We start from the raw sequence: 14,890 nt of genomic DNA on the forward strand, positions 1-14,890 counted from the left end.
AGAAATGATCTGAAAGCTTCTACGATGTAATCGCTTTTAAATCATTAAATCTTTTGCATCAAACACCGCCAATAATCGATGTAAATCGCATAGACACTCAACCGGAAAGCTGGGGACAAGTTAATTGAATCCAATAGCTAATACACGGGTACGGCATGAGGCCTATCGGCGCTGCGAAATTGACTTTCAACTGGAACTCGCCCGGGGGACGTCATTTATTGCCAGCAGCATGTGTGAAGCGACGCTCCGCTGCCTGGTGGACGAAACGGTACGTGACTTCGTGCAAGCGCATGGCTCAACCGCGGCAGTTGCATTTTGCAACGTACTGTCAGATCGCCTCGTCAGGCGCCAGCGACCTGATGCCGCCGCGGCTGTCATCACATCGCTCGTAGAGGCAACGTCGGCGTCCAGACCGGTTTCGCGTGGCCGTTCCTGAGCCGATCCCCGCGCGCAAATTCGCATCGGATTGCCCGATAGCGAGTCAGGCGTCGCGCGAGTCGCGTATCAATGCCGGATTCTGAATAGATAAAACGGCTCGCTCGCAATCGGACTCCGGCTCGGTAGGGTATCCGAATTACATTTATATTCCGCTAGCAACGTGCAGAATCGTCGCTCATCGAAATCGTTAATTGCCCTCCGATGGTCGGTGCGAACGAATTACCCGCCCAGCGCGATAATCGCCATTGTCAGCAGAATACCAAGCACAGCCATCGCGAAGCCCGCTTTCATTGCACCTGCGCCTGTGTAGCGTCCGAGCGCAAAGCCTGCGATGAAAAGTATCGCGAGTGTCAGCACGCGCGAGGCGATGAGTGCCGCTCTGACATCGTCGACGACGAGAAACGGAATGGCGACCGGAAAGGTTCCGAGGACAACGAGTAGAAAGATGCCCAGCGCCCCGACGAAGTCGCCACGCACCAGATTCGCGCGAGGAGGCAGCGTCGACACAGCCGAAAGACGAGCACGAATCCGCGCGAGGTCAGCGTCTTCGACGAGTTGTCCCAGCCTCTCGGGCAAGGCGTCACGCAGAGCACGCACGGCGATGGTCTCGTCCTGCTCCCGCTGCACGGTCAGCGCGAGCTTCAGCCGCTGTCCCCGCTCGGCGAGCGTGCGCACGAGATACATCACGGCGTCGGCAAGGCCCCACGCGAGATTGCATCCTAACGCGGTGACGAACAGTTTGTACCCGGCGTCTTCGCCGGCGGTAGCCGCCTTGACAGCGCCGACAAACGTCAAAGCCATGAACAGACCAAAACACAATTCGCAGACGCGGTCGACGGTATTGAGAATCCGTTCCCGTTGTGCGGGTTCTGCGTGTCCGGCCGGTGTGATCGTACTCATTTAGCCGCGACTCAGGATAGACACGCGACGTTGTGCTTAACGTCCGCGTGGATGGTCGGTATGAGCAGTATATGAAACAGATGAGGGATTGGCGCCCTTGTTTTGATCCATCGGCGGCCGACCGGCGGACAGCGGACGTGTGCCGCACATTGTCGGCTTCGGTTACTCGACCACGCCGATAAGATGGTCGATTTCCTTCTGTATGCGGGTTCGTGCCTCATGTATGGCGTGCTCGCGGGTCGTGGCAACCAGCGGAAGCATCAATCCCGAGCCCTTGTATTCGGCCTGAAATTGCACCCAGGCCGCGTAAGCGTAGATACCCGAATTCTTGCGCGTGACGTTGAGCGTGACATCGTATGTGCGACGCTGGCCGTGACCACGGGTGTACTGAAAGCGGCTTACTTCAGGCATATGCATGGCGTTCCTCCGTTGAGCGGTTCAAGGTTGGCCTTCGGGTCGGCGCTATTCCACAGCACATTGCTTCCAGCACAAGCAAAGCGGCTTGCCCATGCATCCGCTCATTGCCTTTCGGGGTCGGCGCAGAACGGCTTGCGAGGCAACGGTTTGCCATCGACGAAAGCAGTCGCGCAACGCAGCGCGAACGCATAAGCGCAGCTGCGGCTTGCGAACTGCCCGAGATCTTCGAGCGATACGGGTTCACCGTCGTCCTTCAGAACGCAAGCGTGGGCGACGAAGGTGTTGCCGCGTCGGGTGCTGGAGGGCCAGATTGCAGCGCCGCAGTGATATAGGACCATTTGCTCGTCGGGCAATTTTTAGTGAAAGGTGATTGTAATTTCAAGATAGCTTTTCTGCCCGACTGTTACGTTTCTGCAAAAGCCGCTTAAATCTGGCAATTGAGCGGCAGCGGCGCGTCGACAACCTCGAGTCAGTCAGCGATCGAGCCATCGATATTGAACCGCGAGGGAAATGGCCTTGTAGTCCCCTCCGGCCCGCACAACCAGCCCCTTCGACAGGGCCAGCTTGGCCGACCAGTTGCGCGTAATGGGTACGGACAGCGTGACGCCGTAGCGAATATTGTTTTGCCGGTCGTCATTGGCAACGCCGTTGACCGTGGTCACGCCGCCGGAATAGAAGCCCACATCGCCGGCAAGCCACAGGCCCGGACGGAAGGTATACCCACCGTGAAGCTGAAGCACGGGCATGGGTGCCTGGCTGCGGTGGGCATTGCCGAGAAACGCCGTGTTGTCCGTAAAGAGCCATACACCGACGGCCATCTCGGCAAACCAGTTTCCAATCGGCTGGGAAATGCCGAACTCAGGCTTGAAGGCCCATCGGTTGGCGCCGATGTTGATCAGCCGGCCCGGCACATACTGGCCGGTAGGTGCGACGACCGTGAGACTCGCGCCGACGATCGTTTGCGGAACCAGTCGCGCGAATTCCTCCGGCGTAAGCGCCGGTCCCCCAAGCAGATCAATTGCGAACCGGAATCGCATGTCGCCGAGACCTGCCCGATATACCTGATTGGGCGCATCGAAAACCTTGCCGGACACATTGCCGCTTGCAAACGGCGCCACCAGACCAAGCGACGCGCTACGACCGCCCAGATCGATGACGCGTACATATCCAAGCGCGAACGCATTGATCACCGCATGGATATCCGTGACGGGTAGTGATGGATCCGTGAGAACCTGGCCGTCCAGGCGCGAATAATTGGCCACCAGAAAATTGGTCCCTGCGGGCGCGGCGGAATACGCTCGAGGTTCAAGTTCCTGAGCGTCCGCGTCGTGGAGGGCGAGGACATACACGAGCAGCAGAGGCCGGAAAGCGGCCGCAAAAGCGCCGCGCTTTCCAGCGCGCCCCGCGCGGCCCGAATCCGCATGACGCCGGATATGAAAAGCGGAATGCTTTGCCTGCATTTGCCGCTCGTCTCCATGGCACTGCGCTCGATGCCGGCATTCTGTTTAGCGCGTTAAAAGCGTGCGTTAAAAACATTAAAGGCAGCAGCGATTGAAGTTGCAAACAGGCTTTTGCACCGGCGTTATGCAACTGACGCAAGCCGGCCCGGGCACCGCAGTGCGTTCGCCAGGCAATTCATTCGCATCGACGATTTGATCTGCACATACGCTTTGACAGACTGTCGCTTTGCCCGTTGGCATCGGTCGAAGCGCCGACGACGCCGGGTTCGTTGAACTGTCCGTGCTGGGAATCCATGTATAGCGATTTGCCGAACCGGCGGCGCCGGAATTTTCTGTCGCTTCTTGGGCGCACGGCTGCCGTTGCGCTAGTGCCAGCGGCGGCACAATCATCTGCAGTCGAAGATGCGCCGGGAAATGTCCTCTGCAGTGCATCGCCTCTTGACCAAACGTCCCACGGCGACGCACTCGTTGATCCGCCGCAAATACGCAGCAAGCGCGGCACGCTCGAAACGACGATCACTGCGGCGATCGGTCAAGTACAGCTTGGGCCGTTTTCATTCGCGGGGCGGCTGTACAACGGTGAGTACATCCCCCCTGTTCTCCGCGTCGGGTTGGGCGACACGTTGAAGATCCGGTTCAACAATCGTCTTCCAGACCAGCCGAGCAATCTCCACTTTCATGGCATGAGCGTCTCGCCACGCGGACATAGCGACAACGTCTTTATCCACGTCCATCCGGGCGAAACTTTCGACTACCTCGTGAAGGTCCCGGCGCACGACCGGCAAAGTCCCGGCATGTTCTGGTATCACCCGCATGCACATGGTGTAGTGGCGCCTCAGATACTCGGCGGCATGTCGGGAGGACTCGTCGTGGATGGCATCGACGAGCGTTTCCCGATTCTGAAAGCGATGCCTGAGCGCATGCTTCTGATCAAGCACGTGGAGCACGAGAAACATGAGGTCGTTTCAATCAACGGACAGATCAATCCGGTCATTTCAATCAGGCCCGGCGAACTCCAGTTCTGGCGCATCGCGCATATCGGAGCGACGCTGTTCGTCAAATTCGCACTGGATGGTCTGCCGTTTTACGTGGTCGCCACGGATGGCCACGCTTTGTCGAGTCCGCGCCGCACGACCGAATTCTTCATGGGTCCAGGGCAACGCTACGACGTCATTGTTGTCGGCCCGCCGGCGGGCGAGTACACGATGCGCACCGTCTCCTTCCAGAATGAAGCGTGGCTCGCGCCAGAGCCTGCCCAGCAGATTGCGACGGTCATCTCTTCAGGACCGGCGGTGCAAGCTTCGTCGATTGAAGAGCACGTGCTTGCGCAGAAGATAAACGGACCGCGCTGGATCGACGACGTGCGAGGCGCATCCATCGCGCGGCGCCGCACGCTCGACTATTCGCGCACGCCGGACCGGAAGATGTTCATGATCGACGGCCGCACGATGGACGAAAACCGTGTCGACCAGACGGTACGGCTCGGCGACACCGAAGAGTGGACGATCGTCAACACCGATCAGCAATTCCACAGCTTTCATATCCATCAGACTGCGTTTCTGGTCACGGAAGTCAATGGCGTGGCGCAGCACAGGGACAGCTTGCACGACACGTATTCCATTCCGCCCGCAACCGATCTCGGACCCGGTTCACTCAAGGTCGTGATTCCGTTTACCGATCCGGTCATCGTCGGCCGCTTCGTGTACCACTGTCACTCGGTCAATCACGAGGACAAAGGCATGATGGGAATCGTCGAGGTCGTGGGCTAACGCGTACCGTACCCGTCAAACCGGCTGGAACGCATGACCCCGTTCGGCCTCGGCGTCACTATCTCCGGTCCGCAAACGCCTGCGTGACCTCGTGAGCCATTGCGACAAACGCGCGCACCGCCGCCGACCGATACCCGCCGCGCCGTTGCAGCAACGCCGCGTGCCGCAGTTCGAGTTCCGGCCGAAACCTCACCGTAGCCAGTTCGGCGTCCGCAATGTTCTCCGGAAGGATGGTCGCCAGACCCGTGTGCCGGATCACCTGCATCAGCGCGAGCAGAGAGTTCGCTTCCACCGCAACCGTCGGATGCAGACGCCGGCTTCTGAAGTAGCGGTCCACGAGCCTGCGGGTCGAGAACGACGTGTCGAGTAACGCGAGCGGCATCGCCGCCACCTCGGCGGCCGTGACGGCGGCCTTGTTCGTGAGCGGATGCCCCTTTCCGACGAGCAGCGCGAGCCGCTCCTTGTGCAGCAGCGTCGCTTCGATGTCTTCCGCGGGCAAGTCGCCGAAACCGATGCCCAGATCCAGTTCGTCGTTTCTAAGCGCGGGCTCGATCTCCTCTTCCTGCGCCGCGACGCGAATCGACAGCGTGATTCCCGGATACGCCGATCTGAAGCGCTGCAACAGCGGGCCGAGCAGATAGGCCGCCACGCTCGGCGTGACCCCGAGCCGCAGCGACCCGGCCGAAAGATCCTCGACGTCGCGCACCGCGCGCGCCGCTTCGTCCAGTTGCTCGAGCACGTGAGAGACATAACGCAGATACACGGCGCCGAGATCCGTGGGGCGGACCTGGCGGCCGCTGCGATCGAGCAGTTGCGCGCCGAGACTCGCTTCGAGTTCCTTGATCTGCTGCGACAACGCCGGCTGCGACACATGCAGCATCTGCGCGGCCCGTGTGAAGCCGCCCTGGTCGACAACAGCCTTGAAATACCGGATATGGCGGAGAAGCATCGCTATAAGCCCTGCTTATGGGAAGCATCGGAAATGAGTCTTTGAAGCTTATACGTTCCGTTTCTATTCTGCTGTCAGACGCGCGACGCATTGCGCTGATTCCGGGATGGCGGAAGGATCCATCGAATGGCTGACAAATGGCTAACCTCCGCGACAGGAGCCATGTGCAGCCGCAAATCAAGGAGCGTTGAAATGCAAAAGTTTGCCCGAGTTCTCGTGAAAGACCATGCCGTTCCCGTCATCATCGTCGGCGACGAACATCTGGACCTGCGCCCGATCGTGGCCGACATCACGCCTGATGCCATTGCCAGCGGCGTTCTGAACCACGTCGATACAAGCGCGCTCACGCCGCTGCAAGGCGCATTCACCTACCTCGCGCCGATCGAAGGTGTCCGGCAGATCGCGGCGACCGGCTTCAACTACCGGAAGCACATCGAGGAGTTCAAGATGAAGCCGCCGACGGAACCCGAAGTCTTTCTCAAAGCAGTGACGTCGCTCGCCGGACCTAACGACCCGATCTCACGCGGCCCGAACCCCGACGTGAAACTCGATTGGGAGGTCGAACTGGCGATCGTCGTGAGCCGCGAGGCGCGTGATATCGCAACGGCCGATGCAGCCGGCTATATCTTCGGCTTTGTCTGCATCAACGACGTCTCGAACCGCACCACTCAGGTGGACGCGGAAGGCCAGCAGCATCTGGTGCGCGCGAAATCGCGGCCGGGCTACTCGCCGATCGGCCCGTACCTCGTCACCGGCGTCGACGGCATGAAGCTCGATCTGTGGACGAAGCTGAACGGCCGGCTCGAGCAGCAGGGCAACACGAGCGATATGCTGTTTTCGGTCGACGAGATGCTCGCGTATTTCTCGGCTCATATGACGCTGCTTCCCGGCGACCTGCTTGCGACCGGAACGCCGCCTGGTGTGGGTTTCGGCAAGAACCGCTTCATGCAGGAAGGCGATGTGCTCGAATGCGGTATCGAGCATCTCGGTAGCCAGCGCCACGAGATCCTGCGATGAATGCCCTGACGGGCTTCATGCCGTCCAGGCACGCGATGTGCAACGGCTTGGCATCGGAACGCGTGCATGGAGCCCGCCTACATGATGTTGTGGAAGAACTGCCTCGCCGCTGCGCTTTACGCCGCTGCCGCCGCGTTTGTGCCTGCGAGCGCGCAGACGCAGGTCGAGGGTGTGGTGCAGCCCGCGGTTCGGCCGGCGCCACCCGCTCCGGCCTCGCCACCGGTCGTACATGCCGTTCCTTTGCACCCGCCCGCGTCTGCTCCACAGTCCGCTCCTCAGAAACCTGCGGAACAGACTACTGAAAAACCTGCGGAAAAGCCGGCTGCAACGCCGCCTGAAAAGTCCGCCGAGAAGCCGCCTGAGAAAGCCGCTGAAAAACCGGCAACAAAGACGCCTGAAAAGCCTGCTGCAAAACCTGCCGCAAAGTCCGCAGAAAAACCCGTTCATAAGCCCGCGCGTAAGCGTGATCGTGATCGTGAGCATGAGCCCGCTTACAAGGCCGCTCCGCCGCCCACCGCGCAACCAGCCCCGCCGCTACTCCCCGTTCCGGCGCCACAGCCGCAGCCCGCGGAGCAGCAGGCGCCCGCGCCTCAGCCCTATCCACAACCAGCGCCGGCCCCGCAGCCCTACGCGCAACCACAACCGGCGCCGGCCCCGCAGCCCTACGCGCAACCACAACCGGCACAACCAACGCCCACGCCGCTGGCCCCCGCGCAGCCGACACCAACGCCTGCGCCCGCCGCACAGGCCGGTGTGCCGACCGGCACGCAACCCGTAGTCAACTGGACGCTGCAGGTGATTCGCGATGGTCAGGAGATCGATTCATTCGACGGAACGACCGCGGTCGGCCAGACCCGGACCGACAAGCATCACAAGGTCGTCACGCACAACGTCGGCTGCAAGAACGAACCCGCGGGCAGCATCGACCTGCAGCGCACGATCACGGTCTCGCCGGTGCGGGCCAATTCGGGCGAGGTGGTTCTCGCCATCGACGCGCAGGATACGGTCGAAAGCAATACCACGCGCAAAACCCGCAGCGGCTGCAGGCTGCCGCCGCAGCCGAGCCAGGTGAACGCGAAGCATCCGGGGCTGATCGTTCCGGCGGGTCAATGGGTAAGCTGGCAAATCGTCAATCAGGATCCTTCGCTGTCGTACCGGGTGCGCGCAAGCCTCGCGCCGTCGTCCGCACAGCCGTGATCGACGTCTAGGATTCGGTCCCGCGGCGCGGCGTGCCGTGAACCGCGAGGAACCGATCGAGTTGACTCGCGAACGCTTTGCTGTCGCGCGTGCTGAAGGGCGCGGGGCCGCCCGTATCGATACCCGCGCTGCGAAGTTGATCCATCACATCGCGCATCGTCAGGCGTTCGCGGATGTTTTCAGGCGTGAACCACACTCCGCGCGGATCGAGCGCATGCCCGCCCTTGTCGAGTACCGCGGCAGCGAGCGGTATGTCCGCGGTGATCACGAGGTCGCCCGACGCAACCAGTTCGACGATGCGGGCATCGGCCGCGTCGAAACCGGCCGGCACCTGAATCGCCTTGATAAACGGAGACCGCGGCGTACGCAAAAACTGGTTCGCGACCAGCGTCACCATCACTTCGGTACGCCGTGCAGCCCGGAACAACATGTCTTTGATAACAGCGGGACACGCGTCGGCATCGATAAAGACTTGCATGAAGGGCATTCCAGTTCATTGAGCGGCAACGATCATATCAAGAGGTGCGTAATGGCCATTGCTCTTCGCACCGCGTTCGATTGCTGTCACACCTCGTACAATACGGCGTCACCGATTCCAACCGCGAGATCCCGTCACATGGCAATGAAAAAGACCGACCTTGAAAAGAACAAGGCGCTCAAACTCACTCACTCGATGAAGCAGGCGCACTCGGAGCGCTTCGGCAAAGGCACCGCTGACATGCCGCTCGACCGGCGCGAGCAACGCAAGCTCGATCAGGCTCAAGGACTCGTGCCGTTTGCGTGCAAGCTCAACAGCGAACTGGTCGAAGCGCTCAAGGCGCGTGCGGCCACCCATCCTGCGGGGATGACCGGCCTGCTCGACGAGTTGCTGCGGCGCGGGCTCGCCGCCAACGACTGACTGACGCTTGCGCCTGAACGAAGCCCGCTTGAACACGGTCCGCCGGGCACCGTTACCTCGTCCCAAAACAACCGCATAAACGACCGACGCGAGGTGCATAGCCGGGAATAGGATTACCCCTCTTTTGAGCACGCGTCGCGGACGCGATGGTTTTGTCTACTTGTCTCGACCTATGAGTGGGTGTCTCGGCGCTGCGTGCCCGGCTTGCGGCGCGATATTCATCGAAGATGAATGGGAAGTCCTGCTGGAAAAAGTGGTTCACTCCATTGCCTGCCACGCGTGCCGCAGCGTCGTGCACGCCAGCTGGTTCGAGTGCGAAGCCTGCGTGGCTGACAACCTGATTGCATCGCTATCCGCACAGGACTGCCTCGATCGCACCTGCAGACAGTGCGGGCACAGCCCGGACGACGCCGGCGCCTCGTGACTTTTCGTGCAAAACGCCGTCGCGCCCTGTCATAACTCACGCGCTGATCCGACCAACGCGTTGTCTTCCACCCGACGTACCGGGGAAACAACGCCATGGTCAAACCCGCCGATGCTTCACAGCAGAACGATGTCGAGCACGCGCTTCGGGCACTGCTGAAGCGATCGTTCGACGGCGATCGCGCCGCGTACCGCGCCTTTCTCGAGGCGCTCGCGCTCCATTTGCACACTTACCTGCGCCGGCGACTCTACCCCGTCCTCGACGATATCGACGACCTTGTCCAGGAGATCATGCTCGCGGTCCACAATGCGCGCGCCACCTACCGGTGGAGCGAACCGCTTACGGCGTGGGTGTACGCGATCGCGCGCTACAAGCTAACGGACTACTGGCGCGCGAAATCGCGTTGGGCCGCGCTGCATCACATGCTCGATACCGGTGACGAACTCCACGGCACGTCGGACACCGAACGCGCCGATGCCAGGCGCGACATCGAAACCATGCTCGGGAAGCTGCCACGCAAGCAACAGGTCCTGATTGTGTGGATCAAGCTGCAAGGCCTCTCGGTCATCGAAGCCGAACAACGGACGGGCTGGTCGCAAGCGGCCATCAAGGCCAGCCTCAATCGCGGCATGAAAAGCCTGACGAGACGGATGGAAGCGTCACACGCGCCATCGGCAACGAGCGCGTCATAAGTCGGTTGGGAAGAATTCCATGTAGCGCTCATGCGCTTGCGTCAGCGACGACGACACAGCGTAGTGCGCTTCGATTGACGAGAGCGCGTCTACGGTGGCTCGCCGGTTCGAAACGAACTGCCATTGCGAGGCAGGCAATGCGGATATGTCATCGCCCTGGAGGCGCTCGAGCGCCTTAAGCATCACGTCGCGCTCGAACGCATAGATCACAAAGCCTTCGTTAGCGAGCGCCGCATGCGACACGCCGAGATACGCACAAAGGCGTTCCTTGAGCGGCGCGTCCTGTGCGGCGGCAGATCTCGAGGCCTGGATCACCTCGACGGTTTCCGCATCGGTCACGCGTCCGTCTGCAAAGAACACCGGCTTGTCCGCAGCCCATGCTTCAGGCGGGCAAGCTTTTGACACAGGTGTCAACGGAATGAAAGGATTGACCTCGGCCGGATAGATCCGGCAAACACGCGGCCGCTGCTCATAAGCGCCGCAACGTCCATCGGATTGCAAATTCGGGCATGCGCCGTCGAACGCGGCCACGACGGTGACGACCACACGGATCGGCAATGCGCCGCACGCTACAGGAAAGGAAAGCCTGCGTTTGTGCATTGCCTGCGCGTCGCTTTCCGGCGGCTCGTCGGGCCACGGAATCGCTTCGCAAAACAGCTCGATATCGCCGCCCCGTCGAAGCCATGCTGAAGCTTCCGCGAGGCTCAGCGGAAGCCTCAGGTTGTGACAGCACTTGCCGCATTGGGTACAACTGAAGTGAATCGTCATCGGATCTCGTCGATGTTTCGTGAATGCTTTCAAATACGTAACCGGTAAAACGCCTGATTCCGGCGGACCGAGACGGTTCGCACATAGTATCCGCCCCACTGCTAATTCGCACGAGACGCGAATCAGGTTGCAGTTATTTTTCCGCGCAACAGAAGATGTAGCGGCGCGTCAGTCTTTGCTTGGCAGGCTCATATCCCGCAGCTTAAGATTGCCGCTCCAAAATATAGGCGGCGGGACGATGACGGGGTTGGCTCATGAGTACGATAACGAAATCGTCTATACGCATGGCTATTGCGACGAACTGAATCCGCTGCGCGCGAGGCTGCCGCTGCTCCATGCGGGGTTCGACTATCCGGTCATACGCAATGCATGCGAGCTGGGGTTCGGCTTCGGTGTCAGCGCGAACATTCATGCGGCCGGTTCGGACGTTCATTGGTACGGCGTCGACGCCGACCCAAGGCACTCCGCTTTCGCGCAGCAACTCGCGGACGATGCGCAAACGCCCGCGCATCTCTTCCCCGGACGTTTCGCCGAGTTTTGCCGGCGCGACGATTTGCCGGATTTCGAATTTATCGGCCTGCATGGCGTCTGGAGCTGGATCCCCGACGAAGACCGCGCAACGATCGCCGGCTTTATCAACCGCAAACTGAAACCCGGCGGCGTGCTGTATATCAGTTACAACACGCAGCCTGGATGGGCCGCGATGATGCCGGTTCGCGAGCTGATGCATGGTCATTTCATGGCGAGCCGCTCACATCACACCGGCGGCAACGCACCGGACGAGCGGCACGCCACCGAGCGCATCAAGGCTGCCGTCGCGTTTGCACAAAAGGTGATGGCTGCACGGCCCGGTTACGCACACGTCAATCCTTCGGTGATCGAGCGTGTGAACCGTTTGTGCGAGGAGAACCCGCGCTATCTTTCGCACGAGTACTTTGCGCACAACTGGTATCCGGCGTCGTTTCTTCAGGTTGCGCAGGCGCTCGAGCCGGCCGGGGTGACTTACCTTGCGTCGGCGGACTATCGCGATCACGTCGATTCGATCAATCTGCTTGATGCGCAGCGCGACCTGCTTGCGGACATCGACGATCTGACATTGAGCGAGACCACTCGCGATCTGTGCATCAACCGCTCGTTTCGCCGCGATTATTGGATCAAGCAGCCGCGCGCGCTCGAACCTAATGAACGGCTCGCGGCGCTACGCGCGCATCGCTTGATACTCCCGGTGCCGGAATGGGCGGTTTCGCTAAAGATACGAGGCGCCCTTGGGGAAACCACGCTGCCGGAAGCGGTGTATCGACCCGTTCTGCAGGCGATGGCCGACGCTCGCGTGACCACCCTGGGCGCGATTGAACGCGAAGTCAGCAAGGCGGGGATCACGCTCGAGCAGGTGATTGAGGCAGTCAAGCTGCTGATTGCGGCGGGCCCCGTGCTCAATGCGCAGGATGAACAGCAGATACAGGTGGCTCAGAGTTCCGCAAGACGGCTAAACACGGTTATTTGCGAGCGCGCGTACGACAGTGACGCGCTTCAGTTTCTGGCCAGCCCGGTGTCGGGATCAGGCGTTGCCGTTCCGCATGTCGCGCAACTGTTTTTGCTGGCGGCAATGCGCGGATTCAAGGAGCCGCGGCAATGGGCTGAATTTGCCCAGTCCGCGCTAAGCGGTACCCAAGCAAACGACGGCGCGGCAAATATGCCCGCCCCGCTCACGCCCGACCACGAACTGGTTGAGAAGGCGGTTCGATTTGCCGAGGTCTTTGTGCCGGCGCTGAAGATGTTGCTCATTGGCGAGGTCGACTGACGGCGGCCAATCCTCATTTGTAATTTTTGAAATGTGCAGTTACCAACTGCATCAGTTATTTCTTAGCCGCTTGCTTACGATGATTTCCATAGACCCGTCAAACGGGGAAACGGAGAGTCATCATGAAACGCGCAGCACTTGTCTTGTTGTTAATCGGTAGCTTGTCGGTCGCTCAGCAGGCATCGGCGCACGGGCGCGGCGGCTGGGGCCATGGTCACGGCCACGGCGGCGGCAATGGCGGCGCCATCGTGGGCGCGCTGATCGGCGGCGCGGTGCTCGGCGCGCTTGTGACGTCGGTTGCCAGCGCGCAGCCCGCTTACGCGCAGCCGGTCTATCAGCAACCCGCTTATGCGCAGCCGGTTTATCAGCAACCGGCGGCGGCGGCCTGCTACGACAGCTATCAACGCGCCTATGTGCCTTGCCAGGGCGGTTACGGGTATTGATGGCAGTTGAAGCGCGCGGTTAAAGATCGCAGTTAAGGCGCGCAGCGGTCATCAATGAAAAAGCGCCGCGGTCACTTCAGAAGTGACCGCGGGCGCTTTTCTGTTCAATGCGTGCCTCGCTTACTGCTTGAACTGCGCGGGCACTTGCGTCATATCGATCTTGACGATCTCGCCGAAGTCCTGGGTCTTGCCGTCCGGCAGGAACTTCTCGCTAGGCGGGAACGGATTCGAGGCCGTGGCCATCGGCACCGTGGCGGGCTCGTCCGTAATGCCGAAGTCCGAATCGTTCGAAATATAGATCTTGGTCGGATCGGCCGGATCGACGGCCACGCCTTCCACCTTGTCGTGGCCGAAGTACATGCCCTTCGGATCGATGGAGGTAAACAGCGCGGCGTAGTTGAGGAACATGCCCTCGGCGCCGACCGCGAGGCCCGCGGCGCTAAGCGCTTGTACGGCGGCCGGGGCGTCAACGGTGCCCGCAAGATCCTCAATGGTCTTGCCGCCCACCGTGAGACCGTTGTTCGAATCGTAAGCGACTACGCCGCCGGCGATGGTGGTGCCGATCAGCGGCGATTTCGGACCGACGTCGGTGGCGTGAGTCAGATCGAGCTTCCACAGATTCTTGTCGGCCTTGGCCTTGCCGCTCGCGGTGCCGTCGCTGGTGCCCTCGAAGTTGCCGTCGCGCTCGTCGACGATAAACGTACCGTCGGGCATCGCGGTGATCTCGCTGACGGCCTGACCCTCGGGATTACCGGCGCCGTTCGTGTGCAGCGAATAGAGGTATTCGTGCACATCGTTGGTCGGGTCGGCGAGCGATACCTTCACGACCCGCGTAATGGCCGCCTTGCCGGAGGCAACCGCAGCCGAGCCGTTCTTGTCCAGCGGCGACTGCATGATGCCGACGAGATACTTGCCGTCGGGCGTGAGCGTCAGGCCTTCCATACCCTTGTTCGGCTTGCGCTTCTTGAGTTCGCCGGGCAGCGCCACGTCGTTGCCCGACGTCGCGGTGGAGTACGGATTGAGCCGCGAGATTTCCTTGCCGGTCGCGTCGAAGTGCACGATGTACGGGCCGTACTCGTCGGAGACCCAGAAGGTGCCGTCGGCCATGGCGACGAGGCCCTCCGGATCCAGACCCGCTGCGCTCGTGGACAGCACGTTGCCGTCCACGTCGTAGATGGTCTCGGCGGTGTTGGCTTCGGGATTGACGCGGCCGTTCATCGGCGTGCCGTCGGCCAGCGCAAGACCGATCACCTTCGAAACGTTGGCCTTGCCGTTGACGAGCTGGAACAGCGCGATGGCCGGCTGGAAAGCGAGGAACGGCTCGATCTTGTTGGTGCCGTCGGGCGCGGTGACGTTGGGGCCGCGATCGGTCATGCCGTAGAAGAAACCTGGCTGATTCGGTGCGGCCGCCAGCGCGGAACCGAAGCCTGTGCCGACGATCGGCACGTTGCCCCAACTCGTGTACGGCGCAATAGTCTGGCTGAAGAGCTGGGTGCCCTGCTGCGTCTGGGGCGCGGTGTTACCCGTGTTGGCGGGCGTGGAAGCCGCGGGCGGATCGTCGCCGCCGCAGGCGGCGAGCGCCAGGGTCAAAGCGAGGCCTACGCAAGTCTTCTTGTCGAGCATTCTCCAGTCTCCTTTTTATGTTGCGTTGTTTGAAGACCGGAAAGCTTATATTTAGAAAATGAAAAGTTTGTGGCAAGGAATTCGTTTGTCAATT

The 14,890-nt window shown here is 61.1% G+C and carries 14 protein-coding genes; 7 read left to right on the forward strand and 7 right to left on the reverse strand.

Annotated features, from left to right (window positions below; all coding sequences use genetic code 11):
• Window positions 1-657: 657 nt before the first annotated feature.
• The 3 genes from KZJ38_RS18100 to KZJ38_RS18110 form a co-directional block, all read right to left on the reverse strand.
• Entirely contained in the window at window positions 658-1,338 is a 681-nt protein-coding gene (locus KZJ38_RS18100) for a VIT1/CCC1 transporter family protein (protein ID WP_219797560.1), read from the reverse strand.
• A 162-nt stretch (window positions 1,339-1,500) separates the two neighbouring features.
• Window positions 1,501-1,755, reverse strand: a complete 255-nt coding sequence (locus KZJ38_RS18105) for a hypothetical protein (RefSeq protein WP_219797561.1) — start codon at window positions 1,753-1,755, stop codon at window positions 1,501-1,503.
• A gap of 473 nt (window positions 1,756-2,228) precedes the next feature.
• Window positions 2,229-3,215 (reverse strand): transporter, encoded by a 987-nt coding sequence (locus KZJ38_RS18110; protein ID WP_219797562.1) that lies wholly within the window; start codon window positions 3,213-3,215, stop codon window positions 2,229-2,231.
• A gap of 293 nt (window positions 3,216-3,508) precedes the next feature.
• Between KZJ38_RS18110 and KZJ38_RS18115 the strand changes: the two genes are divergently transcribed.
• Window positions 3,509-4,984 carry a multicopper oxidase family protein gene (locus KZJ38_RS18115; RefSeq protein WP_219797563.1) on the forward strand — a complete coding sequence of 492 codons (1,476 nt, stop codon included), beginning with the start codon at window positions 3,509-3,511 and terminating at the stop codon, window positions 4,982-4,984.
• Between the two features lie 58 nt (window positions 4,985-5,042).
• On the opposite strand, the gene cynR is transcribed toward KZJ38_RS18115, so the two are convergent.
• Window positions 5,043-5,933, reverse strand: a complete 891-nt coding sequence (gene cynR / locus KZJ38_RS18120; RefSeq protein ID WP_219797564.1) for a transcriptional regulator CynR — start codon at window positions 5,931-5,933, stop codon at window positions 5,043-5,045.
• A gap of 192 nt (window positions 5,934-6,125) precedes the next feature.
• Here cynR and KZJ38_RS18125 point away from each other — a divergent pair, with 192 nt between their 5' ends.
• On the forward strand, window positions 6,126-6,950 hold the full coding sequence (locus tag KZJ38_RS18125) for a fumarylacetoacetate hydrolase family protein (RefSeq protein ID WP_219797565.1): 825 nt from the start codon (window positions 6,126-6,128) through the stop codon (window positions 6,948-6,950).
• A 753-nt stretch (window positions 6,951-7,703) separates the two neighbouring features.
• Window positions 7,704-8,147, forward strand: coding sequence for a hypothetical protein (locus KZJ38_RS18130; protein WP_219797566.1), 444 nt, complete (start codon window positions 7,704-7,706; stop codon window positions 8,145-8,147).
• Between the two features lie 7 nt (window positions 8,148-8,154).
• Here the strand turns inward: KZJ38_RS18130 and KZJ38_RS18135 are convergent, their stop codons facing one another.
• Window positions 8,155-8,625, reverse strand: a complete 471-nt coding sequence (locus KZJ38_RS18135; protein ID WP_219797567.1) for a YaiI/YqxD family protein — start codon at window positions 8,623-8,625, stop codon at window positions 8,155-8,157.
• Between the two features lie 138 nt (window positions 8,626-8,763).
• Here KZJ38_RS18135 and KZJ38_RS18140 point away from each other — a divergent pair, with 138 nt between their 5' ends.
• Window positions 8,764-9,045: a hypothetical protein gene (locus KZJ38_RS18140; RefSeq protein ID WP_219797568.1), complete on the forward strand. Its 282-nt coding sequence runs from the start codon at window positions 8,764-8,766 to the stop codon at window positions 9,043-9,045.
• Window positions 9,046-9,564: 519 nt separating this feature from the next.
• Window positions 9,565-10,161 carry a sigma-70 family RNA polymerase sigma factor gene (locus KZJ38_RS18145; RefSeq protein WP_219797569.1) on the forward strand — a complete coding sequence of 199 codons (597 nt, stop codon included), beginning with the start codon at window positions 9,565-9,567 and terminating at the stop codon, window positions 10,159-10,161.
• Here the strand turns inward: KZJ38_RS18145 and KZJ38_RS18150 are convergent.
• Complete coding sequence (locus KZJ38_RS18150) at window positions 10,156-10,929, reverse strand: YkgJ family cysteine cluster protein (protein WP_219797570.1); 774 nt, start codon at window positions 10,927-10,929, stop codon at window positions 10,156-10,158. The genes KZJ38_RS18145 and KZJ38_RS18150 overlap by 6 nt on opposite strands.
• Before the next feature lie 238 nt (window positions 10,930-11,167).
• Here KZJ38_RS18150 and KZJ38_RS18155 point away from each other — a divergent pair, with 238 nt between their 5' ends.
• Both KZJ38_RS18155 and KZJ38_RS18160 read left to right on the forward strand, forming a co-directional pair.
• Window positions 11,168-12,730, forward strand: coding sequence for a methyltransferase regulatory domain-containing protein (locus KZJ38_RS18155; RefSeq protein ID WP_219797571.1), 1,563 nt, complete (start codon window positions 11,168-11,170; stop codon window positions 12,728-12,730).
• Window positions 12,731-12,852: 122 nt separating this feature from the next.
• A complete protein-coding gene (locus tag KZJ38_RS18160) occupies window positions 12,853-13,173 on the forward strand; it encodes a hypothetical protein (protein ID WP_219797572.1) in 321 nt (106 codons plus the stop codon).
• 120 nt (window positions 13,174-13,293) lie between these two features.
• Here the strand turns inward: KZJ38_RS18160 and KZJ38_RS18165 are convergent, their stop codons facing one another.
• Complete coding sequence (locus tag KZJ38_RS18165; RefSeq protein WP_219797573.1) at window positions 13,294-14,796, reverse strand: esterase-like activity of phytase family protein; 1,503 nt, start codon at window positions 14,794-14,796, stop codon at window positions 13,294-13,296.
• Between the last annotated feature and the right edge of the window lie 94 nt (window positions 14,797-14,890).

Source organism: Paraburkholderia edwinii, from assembly GCF_019428685.1.
In the GTDB taxonomy this organism is placed as follows: Bacteria; Pseudomonadota; Gammaproteobacteria; order Burkholderiales; family Burkholderiaceae; genus Paraburkholderia; species Paraburkholderia edwinii.